Raw genomic sequence first — 19,683 nt, 5'->3', positions numbered from 1 at the left:
TTCTTTCTCTTTTTTACAAGAAAATAATAAAGCTGTTGACAGGATAATAAAAGATGTTTTTGTCATTTCGATTTTTGTTTTTATTGTAGCTAACGTTTTGCAGCTACCCGAAGGGCGGGATTTTTACCACTAAACTTCATGCGGAGAACTGAACTTTCGGCTACCACAAAACTGTCTGCGAAGCACGAAACCCCGCCTTTTGGGTAGGTGCTGTTACAAGCTGGTGTTCTTTCTGTCGTGGTTTTTCTGTCCATTTTTAACGGTTTCCTTTTGCTCTGTTATGTGTCTTACAAAGCATTTCACAATTTTTAATGTCTGTCGCTCCGCCTTTGCTCCAAGCTGTTACGTGGTCTGCGTCCATTTCTGCCAATTTCCAAATTTTGGTTTTGTTTGCATCGTGTCCGATTGCACAAAGTGAGCAATTTGATATATTTTTTTTTTCTGCTTCGGCTGTCTGAATGGCGTATTTTGATTTTTTAGTTGCTTCGTCAAATACACGAACTTCCAAAAGTTTATAGTCTGTTGAACCACCCAAAATAAATTCAAAAACGCCTTTTCTGTTTTTTATGTATGGGTCAGCATACAATTTTTTCACTTGTTCAGAAACTGTCTTTGAGTTGTAAGGTTGTTTCTTGTAAGTTTCATAAAGTCTGCCATATTCAAGTCCTTTCATTTCGCTTTCTACGTCTGTAAATACGGTAGAAACCCAGTCAATAACACTTGTAAAATAGTTTTTCAGTTCTGTAATGTTAGTGTCAAATCTGTGTCGGCTCATATAATCGCCTATATTTTCTTTGCTTACCCATTCCAAAGCTCTTTCCAAATAGTCTTGTCTGTTTGCACTGCCCGAAATGTAAGCACTCCATTTTTGAATGTTGGCGTTTTGGCTGTTGCTAAATTCTTCTTTTCCAAGTGTTACAAAAGGACCTGAATAAACTGCATTCAAAAGTTCTTGATTTGTCAATGGAACGCCTGAAATATTAATGGTTCTGAACCATTCTTTTATTTCGCTTTCAGTTCCTTCACATTCGTAAATTAAGAGTTTTGCATTTAATATTTTTTGTTGTTTGTCGGTTGCAATACCACTAAAATATTGCTCCATTCCGTTCTCGTCTTTTATAGCAAACTTATTGGTTACAAATCGTCCAAAACTTGTAATGCGTTGTTGTCCGTCCAAAACTTCAAGACTGTCTTTGTTTACTCGGTTGAAATAAATTAAACCTAACGGATAACCTTTTAAGATTGAAGAAATTACTGCAACATCTCTTTTTCCGTCTGCATAAATATAGTTACGTTGGTATTCGGGTTGAATTGTCAAAGTTCCCGAAAGTCCAAATAATCCTTTGCCTTCAAGTTCGTTGTATATGAACCCATCGCAAATGTCTTTTATAGTTATATCTGTTCTTAAAGTTGTATTCATTATTTTCTTTCTCTATTTTTTATAAATACACGAGCATAAGTATTTTTTCCATTTATCAATGGTCTTGCATCTTTGTCGCCTAAAAACGGGATACCTACGACTTCATTATTGTAACCTGCCGATGAAGCCATCCCTAATATTTCAAATTGTTCAGGTGAATATTTGTCAAGAAAACTTATTGGCACACCCATTACGCCATTAAAATCACTTGGAATTGCATCTGTAAAGGGAACTTCAATAGCATCATAATTGTCATATTTATCGTAAAAAGTTTTGCCTTTAAGTTTCTTATTAAATTTTAAATTGTCACTAATAGTCATCAATTTTAAAGGTTGATGTCTTCTTCCGTGGTCAAGGTTTGTGTACCAAACAGATGGGGAACGTAAATAAACTATTCCTTCAACTGTTCTTGTTGCAGAATCAGGTTTTTCTGATGGGTCAATTTCTTCTGGTGAAATGAATAACATATCCTTACTAAAACTTGTTGTCCCAACCCACATTTTATTTGACTTGATTAAGGAAAATATTTCTTTGTAGGTAATTGCATTCTTACTACCAATTACTACAAATTGTTTTTCTGCTTGTACCATCCAAGCTAAAAATTCCCTAAATAATGAAAATGGTGGATTTGTAATAATTATGTCGGCTTCGTCTCGTAGTTTTTTAATCTCTTCGCTTTTAAAATCTCCATCGCCTTTTAAGTATGTCCATTCTAAATCATTCACATCAATTTTCCCGTCTGCACTTTTGTCGTGAGTAAGTGTAAATATCTTTCCGTTTACAATTGTTTTTGTTTTGTCAAATTGTGGGGCAGTAGTTTCAAAAAGTGTTGGTTGATAGTTGCTTTTTAAACTTTTACTTTCGGGTGCAAAACTTGTGCTTATAAGTTTTTTTATTCCATAACGTTCAAAATTTTGAGCAAAAAACTTTGTAAAGTTGCTCCATTCAGGGTCATCACAAGGCATTAAAACAGTTTTACCACGAAAAGCGTTTGGGTTCAATTCTAAATATGCACCAATTTCTTTTTCTATGTCGTGATATTGAGTATAAAACTCATCATTCTTTGCGTTACGTGCATTTTTAAGATTGCTATTTGCCATTAATTTATTTGTCAATTCGTTAAGTCGCAAATTTACGATTTTTATTTCTGTTATTTGTCGGAATGTCTGTCGGTTTACGGTCGTCCTACACTTGCTTGTAACTTGTATATAGGCGAAACAAACCTTCGCCAATCTACCCAAAAATGGGTGTATATGCGAAGGTTTGTTTCGCTTTATATTATAATCAAATGTACTATTTTTTTCTTACAAATCATCAAAAGGACTTTTTATTTGTTGAATACTTTTCGTACTAACGTGAGTGTATATTTCGGTAGTTTTGCTGCTGTTGTGTCCTAATAATTCTTGTATGTATCGCAAATCGGTTCCGCTTTCTAATAAATGAGTCGCATAGCTATGGCGCAACCAATGTAGCGTAACAGGCTTTTTGATATTGACTTTTACCAAGGCTTGTTTTAAGATGAGCTGCAGACTTCGAGAATCATAAGGTTTTCCTGCAAATTGCCCTTCAAACAAGTAGGTCTTTGGTTTATAAAGGGCGTAATAGTCGCGCAGTAGTTTTAGTATTTTGGGACTCAAGGGTACAATCCTGTCTTTTTTGCCTTTTGCGTTTTTGAGCAAGACTATGTTTCTTTTCGAGTCGATATGCACAGGTTGCAAGGCTAATAATTCGCCACAACGCAATCCGCAACTATAAATCAACGAAAGCATTGTTTTGTGTTTGCTATTGGTGTGTGCTTCTAAAATTAATTTCACTTCCTCTTTACTCAATACATTAGGCAAAACTTTGGAACGTTTTGGTCGATGAATTTTATCTATTTCGATTTTGGTTTCCCGAATGGTCGCAAAGTATAATTTTAAAGCGTTGGTTAGCTGGTTTTGGTAGGATGCCGAAAGATTGTTTTTCAAGATATACTCGTTGTTGTAGATAATTACGTCTTCGTTATTAATTTGGGCAATAGGTTTCTCCCGATAAAATACAAAAAAGGATTTCAACGCGTCAGAATAAGTTGAAAGTGTGCTTTCGCTGTAGCGTTTGGAGCGCAGCCATTGTTTGAATTTTTCGATTTGTTCTATTCCTTCAACTGAAGGTAAAGAAGGTGAGGCAGGTTTTATTTTAAAACGTCCTCGGTTTTCTTCCGTGTCAGGTAAATGCCATGCTACTAAAGATTGGCTCCATCGTGCGCCGTCTATTTGTTTGATTCGGGTGATGAATTCGATATTTTTTTCGAAATAAACGGCTATTCGTTTTTCGTTTTTGTGTGTGAGGAGTTTTGCAGACCAGTTCATATGGAGCGAATTAAAAAACTAAAGATATTGATTTTTAATCTAGTAGCGGGAGCTGCTTAATTGTTTACGGTAAATAGATTGAGTTATGGTTGTTTACCATATAAGTCATATAAGTTTTGTGTTTGGTGTTTTTAATTGTTTATCCTATAAGTCATGTAAGTTTTTGTTGTATTCTTTAGGTTTAGAAAACGCCATATAAGGTGTTGCGCTTATATGACTTATATGTTTTTAATTATTTATCCTATAAGTCATGTAAGTTTTATGTTTATTGATTAGAGTGAGAAAAAAGACCATGTACGGTGTTGCGCTTATATGGCTTATATGTTTTTAATTATTTATCCTATAAGTCATGTAAGTTTTATGTTTATTGATTAGAGTGAGAAAAAAGACCATGTACGGTGTTGCGCTTATATGGCTTATATGTTTTTAATTATTTAACATATAAGTCATGTAAGTTTTATGTTTATTGATTAGGTTTAGAAAGAGGCAGTGAATAGTGTTACGCTTCTATGGCTTATATGACTTATATGTTTTGAGATTTTTTATACTATAAGTCATGTAAGTTTTTTGTTGTATCGTTTAGGTTTAGAAAGCGCCATGTACGGTGTTGCGCTTATATGACTTATATGTTTTGAGATTTTTATCCTATAAGTCATGTAAGTTTTAGGTTTGTTGTTGTGTATTGTATAGTGTACTGAAATGCTTTGGTATTTTTTTTAGCCCTGATGGCAGTGAAAATCCTCTGGCTAGGGATGGCTATTTTTTTTCTGGCTGCAAAGAGCGACCATCGGAAGCTCCTTTGCCGCCTTGAAAAAAAAGCCACCCCAGGCAGAGATTGCAACGAACAGCAGGATTAGCTCCTAAAATGTCATCTTGTCAGATTTTTTTACGCCAATTTTAACATAAACTGACAATTTATTAGTGGGTTTTGTATTGGCACAAAGATTGACTTATCGACTTCGAGTCATTAAAACTAGTATACAATAAAATTAAATATATTTAAAATGGGTAAAATAATCGGAATTGATTTAGGTACGACCAACTCTTGTGTTTCTGTAATGGAAGGTAATGAAGCAGTTGTTATTCCTAATGCAGAAGGAAAAAGAACAACTCCATCTATCATCGCTTTTGTTGAAGGTGGGGAAATTAAAGTAGGAGATCCTGCTAAAAGACAAGCGGTAACTAATCCAACTAAGACTATTGCTTCTATCAAACGTTTTATGGGACGAGGTTTTGGTGAAGTTTCGGCTGAAGCAAAAAGAGTTTCATACAAAATTGTAAAAGGGGACAACAATACACCACGTGTGGATATTGATGGTCGTTTATACTCTGCTCAAGAATTGTCAGCTATGACACTTCAAAAAATGAAAAAAACTGCTGAAGACTATTTAGGTCAAACAGTTACGGAAGCGGTTATTACGGTTCCTGCTTACTTTAATGATGCACAACGTCAAGCTACGAAAGAAGCTGGTGAAATTGCAGGTCTTAAAGTAATGCGTATTATCAACGAGCCTACAGCAGCTGCACTTGCTTATGGTTTAGATAAAAAAGGAAAAGATCAAAAAATTGCTGTTTACGATTTAGGTGGAGGTACATTTGATATTTCTGTTCTTGAATTAGGAGACGGAGTTTTTGAAGTATTGTCTACAAACGGAGATACTCACTTAGGTGGAGATGATTTTGACCATGAAATTATTGACTGGTTAGCTGCTGATTTCTTAACGGAAGAAGGTATTGACTTGCGTTTAGATCCAATGTCTTTGCAACGTTTAAAAGAAGCTGCTGAGAAAGCAAAAATTGAATTGTCTTCTTCTGCGGAAACTGAAATCAACTTACCGTACGTAACGGCTACAGCTTCAGGACCAAAACACTTAGTTAAAAAATTAACGAGAGCACAATTTGAAAAATTAACTGACGCACTAGTAAAACGTTCTATGGCACCAGTTGCTAAAGCGCTTAAGGATGCTAATTTAACAGTTTCTGATATTGATGAAGTGATCCTTGTAGGAGGTTCTACTCGTATGCCAAGAATTGCTGAAGAGGTTGAAAAATTCTTTGGTAAAAAAGCGTCTAAAGGAGTAAACCCTGATGAAGTTGTTGCAATTGGAGCAGCTATTCAAGGTGGAGTTCTTTCTGGAGATGTAAAAGATGTATTGTTACTTGACGTTACACCTTTATCTTTAGGTATTGAAACTATGGGTGGAGTTATGACTACATTAATTGAGTCTAATACTACTATTCCAACTAAAAAATCTCAAGTTTTCTCTACTGCTGCAGATTCTCAACCAACAGTTGAATTGCACGTATTGCAAGGCGCTAGAGCAATGGCTGCTGATAACAAAACGATCGGTCGTTTTAACTTAGACGGTATTCCACCAGCACCAAGAGGGGTTCCACAAATTGAAGTAACTTTTGATATTGATGCTAATGGTATCATCAAAGTTTCGGCAACTGATAAAGGAACTGGTAAATCTCACGATATTCGTATCGAAGCTTCTTCTGGATTAACATCTGAAGAAATCGAAAGAATGAAACAAGATGCTGAAGCTAACGCTGAGTCTGATAAAATCGCAAGATCTAGAGCTGAAAAATTGAACGAAGCAGATGGAATGATTTTCCAAACTGAAACGCAATTGAAAGAACTAGGAGCTAAATTATCTGACGATAACAAAGTGGCAGTAGAATATGCATTGACTGAATTGAGAATGGCACACCAATCTCAAGACATTCCTGCAATTCAAACGGCTCTTGACAACATCAACGCTGCTTGGAAAAAAGCAACTGAAGCGATGTATGCTCAAGGTGAACAAGGTCAAGGGGATGCACAACCTCAAGGGGATGCAGCTCAAGGAGACAATGTTGAAGACGTTGAATTTGAAGAAGTAAAATAAGCAGAGAACTCCCGATATATCGGGATGTGAATCGCTTATCCCGATTTTAATCGGGATCTAAATAAGAGAAACCGAGTCAGCAATGGCTCGGTTTTTTTGTGTATTTGTTTTTTTAGGGTTGCTTTCTTGAGTACTAAATAAGTACAAATCGACAATCCTTATAGTAATCGAAATTTGAATAGTGAAAACCGAGTCAGTAATGGCTCGGTTTTTTTTATGTCTCTATTTTGTAGTTTGTTTTGTGCCAAACATTCTTGTGATCACAACTGCATGTGGAAAAGTGATGGCAGCCAAGAAAGAGAAAAATAAAGCATTGAAAAGCTGCTCTTCTCTAAATATAAAATAGATCAGTGCAATCCCTACAATGGAGATGAGCCAGTAAACTCCTGCTGCTCGACAATAGGCAACAAAATAGGTACTAGAAAAGGAGCCGTTTAAAAACTTAATTTGGTCAATTATAGAAGGAATACTGTGCCATAAAACGAAGTAGATTGCAAATCCCCATATTAGACTGGAAGATTTAAAAAGGATCGCAAAGAGCAGTAAAAAAAAGAATTCTACTAGTAATTTTTTTCTGATTTTTTCTGATTTCCAATAAAAATAGGCGCTTAAGCCTAGGAAAGCACCAACTGAAACCTGCAGTGCTATCCAAAAGTAGGGAAGAGGCACAAGCACATTTGCTATTTTAAAGATGATGTTCTGCACTTGAATGGTGTGAAAATTAAATAACAAGAGCAAAATAACAAATCCGTAAAAAAAGTGGAATAGTAATAGGAGCCAAGATGGAAAGTCTTGTTCTAAATTTTGCCATTGCTGTTCTCCAAAATGATTCGCGCTCACTATGATAAAAAGTAAAAGTGCTACTTGCGGAATAATGTAAAACAAAAATATCCCTGCTAAAACAACCATTACGTAATATGCTAGTATTTTAAATCGAGAATTGGTTTGCTTTATCGTGTTTGTATTTTTAATTAGGAGCAAATCATTTGCGCCATGTAAAATTCCAAAGGTAAAAATCAAAAGGAAACCGGATAGTATTTGCATTTTTGTGGATAAGAAGGAATCCATCCACAATCCGAAAAAGCTAGCTACTATTGCGATATTTGAATAATTTTTCATTTAATTTAATTATTGTTTAAAATTAGGTAAAAAATAATAAACAAAAATGTTTTTTTATCGTTTAGCTTTTCATATATTTGGTTAAACAAAACCATTTAAAATTAATTTTTATGACAAATTTTATGTTTATTTCTGGATTAGTCGGGAAAATGTTACCTACTGATTATGTTGGATTTACTTTTTTTGTAGGCTGTATGGCTATGATGGCTGCATCAGCATTCTTCTTTTTATCACTGAGCCAATTTGATAAAAAGTGGCGAACTTCAGTATTAGTTTCAGGTTTAATTACCTTTATTGCTGCGGTACATTATTTCTACATGAGAGATTATTGGGCTTCATTTGGAGAATCGCCTACTTTCTTTCGTTACGTTGACTGGGTACTAACGGTACCGTTAATGTGTTTGGAATTTTACCTAATACTAAAAGTAGCGGGAGCCAAACAATCATTACTATGGAAGATGATTATTTATTCTATTGTAATGTTAGTTACAGGTTACATTGGAGAAGTAATTGCTCCAGATAGTGCTGCTTTATGGGGATTCATTTCCGGAGCTGCTTATTTCTTAATCGTGTATGAAATATGGTTAGGTGAAGCATCAAAATTAGCTACAGCAGCTGGTGGAGAAGTGCTTAAAGCACACAAAATTTTATGTTGGTTTGTACTAGTAGGTTGGTCAATCTATCCATTAGGATATATGATGGGAACAACAGGATGGTACAACTCATTTATCCCTGCGGGTAACATCGATGTAGTGTACAACATTGCAGATGCTATCAATAAAATTGGATTTGGTTTAGTAATCTACAGTTTAGCTGTTAAGTCTTCTAAAGATTAATTCCTTTTTTCATCTTTAATTTGAAAACCGAACTAGAAATAGTTCGGTTTTTTTTATGGGTAAAAGTAATATCCGATTTTTCTATTCATTGCAATTCATAGTAAGTAGTTGGACTTATTTATTGCCGTACTATAAAATGAGTGAAATACTATTTAACATAAAAAGTCATGTAAGCATTAAACCTTAAATGACCTTATTATTGCTTAAGTTATCAGTCTTACACACATGAAACTTCAATGACTTATATGGTAAAAAAAATACGTCATTGTTTTATTCTTATTACTTAGGTTGCTGTAATAAGTAATAAATAGAGATTTATATGTTTTCAGGTTTAACATAATTCACTTGTTATTTTGCACCATTGCACAGGTTTCCATTATACTCACTGTAAAAATGCAACATAATTTAGACGCTTCCAGCATGACAAATAGCAAGAATACAGGCGTACCAATTTTAATTGTGTTGAAAACAAATTATATTGGTATAAAATAATTATGTATCTGATTAATGAAAGTATACATCTGTGAAGCTGCGGTAATGAAAATTTCCTGTATCTCAAAATACCCTGGGAGTAGTAGAAATAAAAAAGGAATACTTTCGCCAAAAGTAGTTATGCGATATTACTTAAGATACAAAAAAGGCTTTCCACTCTTGTTCGCCTAATTACTATAGCTATAAATCTGCGAATTTGTGATTAGTTTTTGAGAGTTTTGTTTAGTGTAAAAAAAAAGGGAAAATGTAGTGATACATTTTCCCTTTTTAATTCTATTTAATTATTTTATTTAGGATCTAAAGCTTCACTAATTCTGGATATTAAATCGAGTACGTGATATTTACTCATTCGATCAGTCATTCGAGAAGATGACATTTTCAAATCATTTTTTAGTGCATTCAATTGGCCTCTAGCAATAGATGGTAAGTCCGTTTGAGCTAAGTTAACTCTTCTGGTATTGAAACCATACGTTACGCCCACAGGTACTGATCGCACCGTGGTAGAACCTGGTTTTAGCAGTTCAATCATTTTATCTACATACAATTTTTGCACGTTTCTGCGATACATATCGATAGAACTATTTCCTTTCAACTCAGAGAAAATTCCTTTATTCAAATCAGTAATCAATTCATCAACAGAATAATTGTCTTTACTGGCTGTAGAAGTTTCTAAAAGGCGCACCATTCGGTCTCCTGCCATCAAACTTGACAAGGTCGCATCTTGCATTCCTTTGATCGCTTCAACACCACTTTCAGGATTTATTTTGGAAAGAATGTTTTGATCCAACAACCATTTTGGCGTAGTGAATAATTGTGTATTCAAGAACGCTACCGCATCTTTTTGGATGCTTTTTGGTACTACTTGAAATTGATTTCCAGACATGTCATAGGTTTTAGGAGAATCATAAATCCCCCCTACGTTTTTCGTAACATGGCCCATATATCTTCTAAACTGTCCGGTAAGTGCACCATAAAGTTCCTCTAATTCTGAATAACTTTCGCCATCTTCCTTAGACCATTGCAATAAATTAGGAAGGATTCTTTTCAAGTTTTTAATTCCGTATTCAGAAGCGCGCATTGCATTATCACCTATATCTTCTGTTTGATATCTTGGGTCGTAAGGGCTAGATTCAGAACCAAACCACAAGCGATTATTTTTATACGCTTCCTTAGTCATTTCGTTTAAGAATGCTTTTTCTTGCGCTTCAGTCTTAGTGTCTTCAAAATAAGAATAGCCCCATTTGATAGCCCACTTATCATAATCTCCAATTCTTGGAAACAAAGCTGTAACGCCATCTTCTGGTTGTGCTACGTAGTTAAAACGAGCATAATCCATGATTGACGAAGTGTGACCGTTTTTGTCTTGGTAGTCTTTGTCTCTTAGTTTTTCAACTGGAGTGGCTGAACTGGCTCCCATATTGTGACGCAATCCTAAAGTGTGTCCCACTTCATGCGAGGAAACAAATCGGATTAATTCTCCCATTAATTTATCATCAAATTTCTTAGCTCTTGCCGCAGGGTCAACCGCAGCGGTTTGAATCAAATACCAGTTTCTTAAAAGACTCATGATATTGTGGTACCAACCAATGTGGCTTTCTAAAATTTCACCTGTTCTTGGGTCATGAACATTAGGACCATAAGCATTTTGAATTTCGGCGGCAAAATATCGTAATACAGAGAAACGGGCATCTTCCAAGCTCATTGTTGGATCATTTTCTGGCCAATATTCACCGCGGATTGCATTTTTCCAACCGGCATTTTCGAAAGCAACCTGCCAATCGTCAATACCTTGTTTGATGTACTTTTTCCATTTTTCTGGAGTAGCCGGATCAATGTAGTACACAATAGGTTTCAAAGGCTCAATCAATTCCCCCATTTTTTGTTTTTGGGCATCTTCAGGAGATTTTGGTTCTAAGCGCCATCTTACCGCAAAGACTTTGGTATCTGATTTTTGAGATTCTTCTTCAAACACACCATATTGATTGGCAAAATAACCTACACGCGCATCAAACTCTCTTTTACGCATCGGATTTTTTGGCAATAAAATCATGGAAGTATTCATTTCTACAGTAAGTACTCCAGCATCTAAAGCTGATGGCAAATCAACTCCAATTTTTGGTGTTGGCGAAGTATTTATTTTTGGAGGGGTTGTAGTAAAGGTTTTTACACTTCTAATTTCAGTATTGATCGGGAAACTACTAACTTTTGAAATAAACGATCGGTCTTTCTGAAACGCTTGAATGTTTAATAGTTGTTTCTTTATTGGATCCAAAGAAAAAGTTTGCACATCAGCATCAAAAGTGGTAGCTAAGTCGACCACATAACCAGTAATTTTTCCAGCTTCATCTTTTTTATAGGCCAGCACGTCATAATTACCAATGATTGGATCCGAAGTTGAATTCTTAACCGCTTGAGCCAATGGTTTATCTGCATCTGGAGACATAATCACATAGGTGATAGAGCGCAGCAGGATATTGTTATTTAATCCTTTTTCCCAGCGAACCACTTGTCTGTTGATTTCTTCTCCACCAAAGATTCCTCCGCCGGCAGGAGTTTTAGAATAACGGGTGATGGTCATCATTTCACTTCCTAAAATAGAATCTGGAATTTCAAAAAGGTATTTGTTGTCAATTTTATGAACATCAATCAAACCTTTTTGGGTAACAGCACTCGAATCAATTACTTTCTTATACGGTTTAGGTTCTTTTTTGGCATCACTTGCCTTAGTATCTACTTTGGCAACGGCATTTTTATCTGCTTTTCTCTTTTTTCTGCTTTGAGCAAAGGTCTCTGGAGCGGAAAAAATCAACAGAAATACAATAATTAGGGTTAGTTTTTTTTTAAGCATGTAGTTCTACATAAAATGGTTAATAATTAGTTTTTAGCATATAAAAAAGAGAATCTTCTATTTATATACCATTAATCCTCAAATCTATTGATATATTTTGAAAAATATACCGTTTGAAAATTCAATTTCAAATAATTAACATAAATTAACATTCGTTGAAAAGGATTGTTTTGCTTATTTTACATGATTTTTCTCAGCATGAAGCGACTTATTTCTGCTTATTTTTGTCGCTACAATTGCAAATCAAAAACGTGTTCGTGACCGTAGGAGCTTCAAAGTGGACCAGCTGCGGTACATTTGAAAAAGATTTTTTGTAATATTACTTCATAAATCAGTTGGAATGAGAAAAATTAAGTACAAAAAAGGAAAGAAATTACAACCCTATAATCTGGAGTATACTGGAATTCATAAAACTAAGGATTCAGAGATTCAATTGTTCGTTTATGATGATTTGAACTTATCAGAGTACGAAGATTTTAAAGTGGCTAATCTAGATAAGTATATAGACGGTCAAAAAACAAATTGGATTAATATTCATGGATTAAATAATGTAGAGTGGTTAAAATCGATAAGCGCTTATTTTAAAATCGATAACTTCATGTTGGCCGATATTATGAATACGGTACGAAGAACCAAACTGGAGGAATCACATGAATTTTTATTTTTCAATATAAAATCAATATTGCCTACGGAAAACTCCGATAATATTAATGTGGAGCAAATCAGTTTTCTGTTAAAAGAGGGGGTTTTGATTTCTTTTCAGGAAAAAAGAAGTGATTTTTTTACCCACATTCGGGAGCGAATTCGCACCCATTCTGGACTAGTGAGAGAAAAGAAAGCAGATTATTTATTGTACGTTCTGCTGGATGCTATCATGGAAAATTTTTACATTACGTTAGAAAATGAAGAGGATAAGCTAGAGGAGTTAATCAATCTAAGCAAGCAGAGCCCAGATCCCGAAATTCTCGAACGGATTGAGAAGCACAGGGATAATTTTAATTTTTTGAAGCGGTCCATTATTCCGCTTCGGGATTCCTTGTATGACATCAAAAGCATTAAGGATGATAATGTTTTTAATGCGATGGAAAGTGATACTTTTAGCTTTTTTGCCCGCTTGCATCAAAAGAGTTTAGAACTTTTAGAGCAAATAGAATCAGATATGGGTTCCTTGGAGAGTGCTTCTAATTTCTATTTCTCGGCACAAACGCATAAGATGAATGAGATTATGAAAACGTTGACCATTGTTTCTGCTATATTTATTCCACTTACTTTTATAGTGGGAGTTTACGGAATGAATTTTGAATACATGCCAGAACTCAAGCGGCATTACGGTTATCATACGGTCATGGGTGCTATGTTTTTAATAGTAGTTGGAATGATTATTTACTTTAAAAAACGCCGTTGGTTTTAATAGCGATCATTCAAAACATTCAATTTTTGGAATTAAATAAAAAATAAAAAAATGAACAAGGCCATTTATATAGCGACAAGCGAGCAAAATAGCGGTAAGTCGATTATCACACTAGGACTAATGAGCATGCTAATTGGTAAAACTGCCAAGGTGGGCTATTTTAGACCTATAATTGAAGATATTGAAGAAGGAGGATTTGACAATCACATTGAGACGGTGATTGGCCATTTTGGTTTAGATATCGCATTTGAAGATGCTTTTGCTATTACGAAAAGTAAGCTAATCAAGAAAAAAAATAAAGGAAAAATAGGGGAGGTTCTTGATTTGATTATTGAAAAATATAAAAAACTTGAGGAACGATTTGACTTTGTTTTGGTCGAAGGAACTGGCTTCAGCGGAGAAGGAACCGTGATCGAATTAGATATGAATGTGCTGATTGCTAAAAATTTGGGAATCCCAACCATTATTGTTGGATCTGGAGTAGGTAAAACTTTAGAGGAACTCTTGGACAGTTTGTATCTTGCCTATGATTCTTTTAAAGTGAAAGATGTAGAGGTTTTGGCCGTAATTGCCAATAAAGTGCAGCATGAAAATATAGACATAGTCACAACTGGCCTACGAAAAAGTTTGCCTGAAAGCGTGTTGGTAAATGCGATTCCTTTGATCCACAATTTGAATAATCCAACAGTTCAAGAAATTGTTAAGGAGCTGGATGCAAAAGTACTTTTTGGCGAAGCCCACCTAAACAATCAAACAGGAAATTTTAGTGTAGGCGCGATGCAGTTGCGAAATTATTTACTGCACTTAAAAGAAAACAGTCTGGTAATTACTCCGGGCGATAGAGCCGATATTATTTTGGGAGCTTTACAAGCAAATGAGTCGGCTAATTATCCTACTATTTCTGGGATCGTTTTAACAGGGAATATTGTGCCTGAAGTCAGTATTCTCAAGCTTATTGAAGGTCTTTCGACCATTGTGCCTATTATTGCAGTAGAAGAAGGAACGTATTATATTACCAATAAAATAGGTTCTATCAAATCTAAAATTTACGCAAACAACAAGCAGAAGATTGAAATTTCGATTTCTACTTTCGAAAAATATGTGGACTTAGACAACTTAGCTGAAAAATTAATCACTTTTGAAGCAGAAGGAATGACACCCAAAATGTTTCAATATAATTTGGTAAAAAGAGCGAGACAGCATAGAAAACATATTGTGTTGCCAGAAGGCAATGACGACAGAATCATAATGGCAGCTTCCCGTTTATTAGAGATGGATGTAGTCGATATTTCTATTATTGGAAATAAAAAACAAATAGAAAGTAAGGTAGCAGAGTTGGGATTATTTTTTGACTTTTCCAAAGTAGAAATCATCAATCCCATAGCATCTGAGCATTATGACGATTATGTAAATACGTATTATGAGTTGCGAAAAGCCAAAAATGTAACCTTGGGAATGGCCAAAGATTTAATGGAAGATGTTTCGTATTTTGGAACCATGATGGTGTATAAAGGCCACGCAGATGGAATGGTTTCAGGTGCGGCACATACCACGCAACACACCATTTTACCTGCGCTGCAGTTTATTAAAACAAAACCGAATTCCTCCGTAGTTTCATCTATATTTTTCATGTGTTTAGAGGACAGGGTTTCTGTTTTTGGAGATTGCGCCATTAATCCTAATCCTACCGCGGAGCAATTGGCTGAAATCGCTATTTCCTCAGCAGATTCTAGTTTGGCTTTTGGAATTGAACCAAAAATCGCCATGCTTTCCTATTCATCTGGTTCATCCGGAAAAGGCGATGAAGTAGACAAAGTGCGAACAGCTACTGAAATAGTGCGGAAAAAACGCCCCGATTTAAAAATTGAAGGTCCTATTCAATACGATGCTGCCGTTGATATGGCCGTTGGAAAAAGTAAATTACCCAATTCAGAAGTGGCAGGACAAGCGAGTGTTTTGATTTTTCCGGATTTAAATACAGGAAATAATACCTATAAAGCGGTACAAAGAGAAACAGGTGCGCTGGCAATTGGTCCAATGTTGCAAGGATTGAACAAACCGGTAAACGATTTGAGCCGCGGTTGTACGGTAGATGATATTATAAATACAGTCGTGATTACGGCCATTCAAGCACAGGGATTGTAAAGAGGCACTAAGGTTCTAAGTGACTAAGGGCCTTAGTGTCTTTGGATCTTAGAACCGTAAAAAAATTAAAAAATAAATGAAAATAGTAATTATAAACTCAGGCAGTTCGTCTATAAAATACCAGTTAATCAGTATGCCGGCAAACGAAGTGATTTGTTCAGGGATGATTGACAGAATAGGATTGGAAACTTCGAATTTAACGTATGTAACGGATACGACTAAATTAGAAGAAAACGTGCCTATTGCAAACCATAAAATTGGATTAGAAAAAATTGCCCAACTCTTACTGGATGAAACAGTTGGAGTGATTACAAGCACCGCAGAAATTGATGCCGTTGGACATCGTGTCGTTCATGGAGGAAGTGCATTTTCTAATACGGTAATTATTACTGCTGCAGTCAAGGATAAAATTAGACAGCTTTTTGAATTAGCTCCTTTGCATAATCCAGCAAATTTAGAAGGAATAATTGTGGCGGAAGCGATTTTTAGTGGAGCCAAACAAGTGGCTGTTTTTGATACGGCCTTCCACCAAACTATTCCAGTTGTGGCCCACAAATATGCAATACCCAATTACCTTTTGACAGAAAATAAAATACGCGTATATGGTTTTCACGGAACGAGTCACAAATATGTTTCGGAAAATGCGATTCAGTATTTGAAGCAAAATTCTTTAAATAAAGGGTTTAGAATTATCACGATCCATTTAGGAAATGGTTGCAGTATGACCGCGATAAAAGATGGGAAAAGTATTGATCATACGTTGGGTTTTGGTCCAATGAACGGATTGATTATGGGAACCCGAAGCGGAGATGTAGATCAATCTGTGATTTTTTACTTGGTCAATACATTAGGGTACTCGCTTGAAGCCGTGAATACGATGTTGCAAAAACAGAGCGGAATGCTGGGACTTACCGGCTACAGCGATTTAAGAGATATTGAAGCCAATGCGGAGAACGGAAATGCCGATTGTCAATTGGCTTTGGACATGAATGCCTACCGAATAAAGAAATACATAGGTTCCTACACCGCAGTTTTAAATGGATTAGATGCTGTTATTTTTACCGCTGGGATTGGAGAAAATTCCTCTTATATCCGGAAATTAGTGTGTACGGATATGGACTATTTCGGAATAAAATTGGATGCATCCAAAAATGAAATTCGGTCCAAGGCTATTCGAGAAATCAATACCGAGGATTCTAAAACTAAAATATTAGTTATTCCTACCAATGAAGAAATCGAAATTGCCAATCAGGTTTTTGAATTGCTAACGACTTAATAAAAGCAATAGTACTAAAAAAGCTTCTCTAACCAGAAGCTTTTTTTGGCTCTATATTTAATAAATCTGTTTATATTTGGACATAAAATACCCTATTTTGAAAGTAAAAATTGCCCTCTTCTTCCTCTTATATTTTAGCTCCTTGCCCTTTTATTCGCAAGAGTTGCTTCCGTTTGTTGAAAATTACAACAAATCAAATTATCAAGGTGATAATCAGATCTGGAGTGTAGCACAAGGGAATGATAGCGCAATGTACTTTGCTAATAATTATTACTTACTGCGGTATGATGGGGTAAAATGGGAGAAATATAGTTTGCCAAACAAAACCATAATTCGTTCCGTAATGGTCGATGGTGATCGTATTTATACAGGTTCGTATAAAGAATTTGGCTATTGGACCCGAAAAAAAGGAAAGATGATTTATGTCTCTATTTCTGATAAAACAAAGGTTTTTGATGATAGTGATAATGAAGAAATTTGGAAGATATTTAAATTCAAAGGTAAAATTTACTTTCAATCGTTTAACGGACTTTTTTTGTATGATGGAAAAGTAATACAGAAAAATAAATTCCCTTTTCTGGTTTCGTATTGTTTTGTGGTAGACAATCAATTATTAGTAGCTTCAGTAGAAAAAGGAATTCATAGAATGAATGGTGCCGCATTTGAAAAAATTCCAGGATGGTCCATCTTAGAAAATAACGTAATTCATGCTATTGAAAAATTCCAAAATAAGATCTATTTTTTCACCAAAAAAAATGGTGTTTATGTAGCAGAAAACGGAGTTCTCAAACCTTGGAATAGTACTCTAAATCCAATTTTGAAAGCAGCTAACATCAATGTTGCGGCCTTCATTAAAAACAATAAATTAGTTATAGGAACGGCTAATAAAGGGGTTTATATTTTTGATTTAAACACGAATTCATATCAAAATATCAATCGGAATAATGTCTTGATGAACAACTCCATTTTGAGTATTGGTTTAGACAAAGAGAATGACTTATGGTTGGGATTAGACAATGGAATTGCTCATATTGAGGTTAATTCTCCTATTTCTATCTTTTACGATAATTCAGGTGTTTTAGGATCGGTTTATTCTGTTGCAAGTACGCCAAAAGGCTATTTGATGGCTTCTAACCATGGGATTTTTAAATATGAAGACAAGCAACTTTCCTTAATACCGGATACGCAAGGACAAGCTTGGAATATCAGTAAATTAAATGATAAATACTTGATAGGTCATAATGAAGGGACTTTCCTCTACGATAATGGCGTGTTTTCTAAACTAAGTACTATAAATGGAGGGTGGAATGTAACCAAAAGCAGCATTAATAATTCGTATTTGCAAGCAACTTACAGCGGCGTATTTATTTATAATGATGTGAATAATTTGAATCAAAATATAGTAATAAAGGGAATTTTAAAACCGATAAAATATGTTGCTCAAAACCGAAAAAATGAAATATGGGCTGCGGATAATAATAGAGGTTTGTATCGAATTCTTTATAATGATGCGTACGAAACAACTGCTTTAAAGAATGTAACGCAAAGCAGCAAAATTAAGAATGATTTTGGGGTGAAAATATTTGAGTTTAGAAATGAGATTCTATTTTTAATCAATAAGTTATGGTACACTTATAATTCCATCACTAACCAATTAGAAGAAAATGAATTGTTTAATGCAAACTTTAAAAATGTATCAAATATCGTATCCATTGATGAAAATCACTTTCTACTACTACAAGAAGGGCTTTTATATACTATTTATGCTAAAGGGAATAAATTTGTTCGCAACATTATCCAAGAGAAATATTATAGGGGTAAAATTATCAATGACAATTTAAAAGTATTCAAATACAAAAACAATTATTTGTTAAATCTGGATGATGGTTTTATTTCGCTGCAATTAAAAGAGGTAAATAAGAGTGATTCTAAAATTAGGATTGAAGCTTTTGTGAACGACGTTTTGGTTCCAAATAAATCTAAAATCCCTTATAATTCTGAATTACAGTTGCATGTATTGTCTGGTGTTTTTGGAGCAGCAAGACCTAATTTATTTTATAAAATAAGCGGAACAAAAGAATTTATTCCTGTAAGCGAAGGATTGATTGTTTTAAATAATTTAAATAGTGGCTCTGCAGAGATTAGCGTTTATCTTCATGATGGACTTAATTATGACTTGCTTTCTAATTTCCAGTTTATTGTGGCCAAGCCTTGGTATTTTTCGCTTTGGATGATTGCATTGTATCTAACTGTTATCGGTTTGATTTTGTATCTGTATTACAAATGGAATAAAATGCGATATGTTCAAAAGTTAGCGTTGCGAGATGAAGAATTAAAGCATCAAAAGAAAATTCTCGAAATGGAATTAAAGGCTGATAACGAATTGAATATTCAGGAATATGAGAAACATATTTTAGAATTAGAATTGCAATCCAAATCCTCAGAAGTAGCAGGAAAGTCACTATCAATTGCAAAGCAAAGTGAAATGATAGAGAATATTCAAGGAATTTTAGATTCGGATATGGATTTCAATAAATTGAAAAGTGAAATTAAAAAAGTCATTAAAATTAATGCTGTCAACAAACATGAATGGGAAACATTTGAGACAAATTTGAACCAAATTCATAATGAATTCATCATTCATCTTTCTAAAAAATATCCGGCTCTCACCTCAAAGGATATTAAGCTTTGTATTTACTTAAAAATGAATCTTTCATCTAAAGAAATTGCACCCATGATGAATATTTCTTTCAGAGGAGTGGAGTTGCATCGCTATCGTTTGCGTAAGAAATTGAACCTTACTCAAGAAGAAAATCTTTCTAAATTTTTATTAACGATATAAAAGACGCGTTATTTTTATTGATACGTTATTAAATAACCTCTTTTGTTGTGAAATC

General features: G+C 34.6%; 11 protein-coding genes. 6 read left to right on the top strand and 5 right to left on the bottom strand.

What is annotated here, in order from left to right:
• Positions 1-256: 256 nt before the first annotated feature.
• The 3 genes from BUC11_RS07595 to BUC11_RS07585 all read right to left on the bottom strand — a co-directional run bounded on the left by BUC11_RS07595 (position 257) and on the right by BUC11_RS07585 (position 3,768).
• The gene (locus BUC11_RS07595) at positions 257-1,420 is read right to left on the bottom strand and encodes a GmrSD restriction endonuclease domain-containing protein (RefSeq protein ID WP_073353051.1); all 1,164 of its coding nucleotides are present in this window, start codon (positions 1,418-1,420) and stop codon (positions 257-259) included.
• Positions 1,420-2,520, bottom strand: coding sequence for an adenine-specific methyltransferase EcoRI family protein (locus BUC11_RS07590; protein ID WP_073353050.1), 1,101 nt, complete (start codon positions 2,518-2,520; stop codon positions 1,420-1,422). The genes BUC11_RS07595 and BUC11_RS07590 overlap by 1 nt, the downstream gene beginning before the upstream one ends.
• Positions 2,521-2,724: 204 nt before the next feature.
• Positions 2,725-3,768 (bottom strand): tyrosine-type recombinase/integrase, encoded by a 1,044-nt coding sequence (locus tag BUC11_RS07585; protein ID WP_073353049.1) that lies wholly within the window; start codon positions 3,766-3,768, stop codon positions 2,725-2,727.
• Positions 3,769-4,772: 1,004 nt separating this feature from the next.
• Here BUC11_RS07585 and dnaK point away from each other — a divergent pair.
• Positions 4,773-6,659, top strand: coding sequence for a molecular chaperone DnaK (dnaK, locus tag BUC11_RS07580; RefSeq protein ID WP_073353048.1), 1,887 nt, complete (start codon positions 4,773-4,775; stop codon positions 6,657-6,659).
• A gap of 222 nt (positions 6,660-6,881) precedes the next feature.
• Here the strand turns inward: dnaK and BUC11_RS07575 are convergent, their stop codons facing one another.
• Positions 6,882-7,778, bottom strand: a complete 897-nt coding sequence (locus BUC11_RS07575; protein ID WP_073353047.1) for a Brp/Blh family beta-carotene 15,15'-dioxygenase — start codon at positions 7,776-7,778, stop codon at positions 6,882-6,884.
• 110 nt (positions 7,779-7,888) lie between these two features.
• Between BUC11_RS07575 and BUC11_RS07570 the strand changes: the two genes are divergently transcribed.
• A complete protein-coding gene (locus BUC11_RS07570) occupies positions 7,889-8,614 on the top strand; it encodes a bacteriorhodopsin-like (protein ID WP_073353058.1) in 726 nt (241 codons plus the stop codon).
• A gap of 778 nt (positions 8,615-9,392) precedes the next feature.
• On the opposite strand, the gene BUC11_RS07565 is transcribed toward BUC11_RS07570, so the two are convergent.
• On the bottom strand, positions 9,393-11,954 hold the full coding sequence (locus BUC11_RS07565; protein WP_073353046.1) for a zinc-dependent metalloprotease: 2,562 nt from the start codon (positions 11,952-11,954) through the stop codon (positions 9,393-9,395).
• A 340-nt stretch (positions 11,955-12,294) separates the two neighbouring features.
• On the opposite strand from BUC11_RS07565, the gene corA reads away from it, so the two are divergent.
• From corA to BUC11_RS07545, 4 genes are all read left to right on the top strand, one after another.
• Positions 12,295-13,365, top strand: coding sequence for a magnesium/cobalt transporter CorA (corA, locus tag BUC11_RS07560; protein ID WP_073353045.1), 1,071 nt, complete (start codon positions 12,295-12,297; stop codon positions 13,363-13,365).
• A 51-nt stretch (positions 13,366-13,416) separates the two neighbouring features.
• A complete protein-coding gene (gene pta, locus BUC11_RS07555) occupies positions 13,417-15,510 on the top strand; it encodes a phosphate acetyltransferase (protein ID WP_073353044.1) in 2,094 nt (697 codons plus the stop codon).
• Between the two features lie 76 nt (positions 15,511-15,586).
• Positions 15,587-16,786, top strand: a complete 1,200-nt coding sequence (locus tag BUC11_RS07550; protein ID WP_073353043.1) for an acetate/propionate family kinase — start codon at positions 15,587-15,589, stop codon at positions 16,784-16,786.
• 97 nt (positions 16,787-16,883) lie between these two features.
• A complete protein-coding gene (locus BUC11_RS07545; protein WP_073353057.1) occupies positions 16,884-19,628 on the top strand; it encodes a LuxR C-terminal-related transcriptional regulator in 2,745 nt (914 codons plus the stop codon).
• Positions 19,629-19,683: the final 55 nt, after the last annotated feature.

This window comes from Flavobacterium xanthum (assembly GCF_900142695.1).
Classification (GTDB): Bacteria; Bacteroidota; Bacteroidia; order Flavobacteriales; family Flavobacteriaceae; genus Flavobacterium; species Flavobacterium xanthum.
The sequence above is the reverse complement of the archived record's forward strand: the minus strand, read 5'-3'. Positions and strand labels throughout refer to the sequence as shown.

Excerpts from the sequence above, each read along its gene's own strand:
- BUC11_RS07595 (WP_073353051.1), bottom strand. The coding sequence starts at position 1,420 with ATGAATACAACTTTAAGAACAGATATAACTATAAAAGACATTTGCGAT.
- BUC11_RS07590 (WP_073353050.1), bottom strand. The coding sequence starts at position 2,520 with ATGGCAAATAGCAATCTTAAAAATGCACGTAACGCAAAGAATGATGAG.
- BUC11_RS07585 (WP_073353049.1), bottom strand. The coding sequence starts at position 3,768 with ATGAACTGGTCTGCAAAACTCCTCACACACAAAAACGAAAAACGAATA.
- dnaK (WP_073353048.1), top strand. The coding sequence starts at position 4,773 with ATGGGTAAAATAATCGGAATTGATTTAGGTACGACCAACTCTTGTGTT.
- BUC11_RS07575 (WP_073353047.1), bottom strand. The coding sequence starts at position 7,778 with ATGAAAAATTATTCAAATATCGCAATAGTAGCTAGCTTTTTCGGATTG.
- BUC11_RS07570 (WP_073353058.1), top strand. The coding sequence starts at position 7,889 with ATGACAAATTTTATGTTTATTTCTGGATTAGTCGGGAAAATGTTACCT.
- BUC11_RS07565 (WP_073353046.1), bottom strand. The coding sequence starts at position 11,954 with ATGCTTAAAAAAAAACTAACCCTAATTATTGTATTTCTGTTGATTTTT.
- corA (WP_073353045.1), top strand. The coding sequence starts at position 12,295 with ATGAGAAAAATTAAGTACAAAAAAGGAAAGAAATTACAACCCTATAAT.
- pta (WP_073353044.1), top strand. The coding sequence starts at position 13,417 with ATGAACAAGGCCATTTATATAGCGACAAGCGAGCAAAATAGCGGTAAG.
- BUC11_RS07550 (WP_073353043.1), top strand. The coding sequence starts at position 15,587 with ATGAAAATAGTAATTATAAACTCAGGCAGTTCGTCTATAAAATACCAG.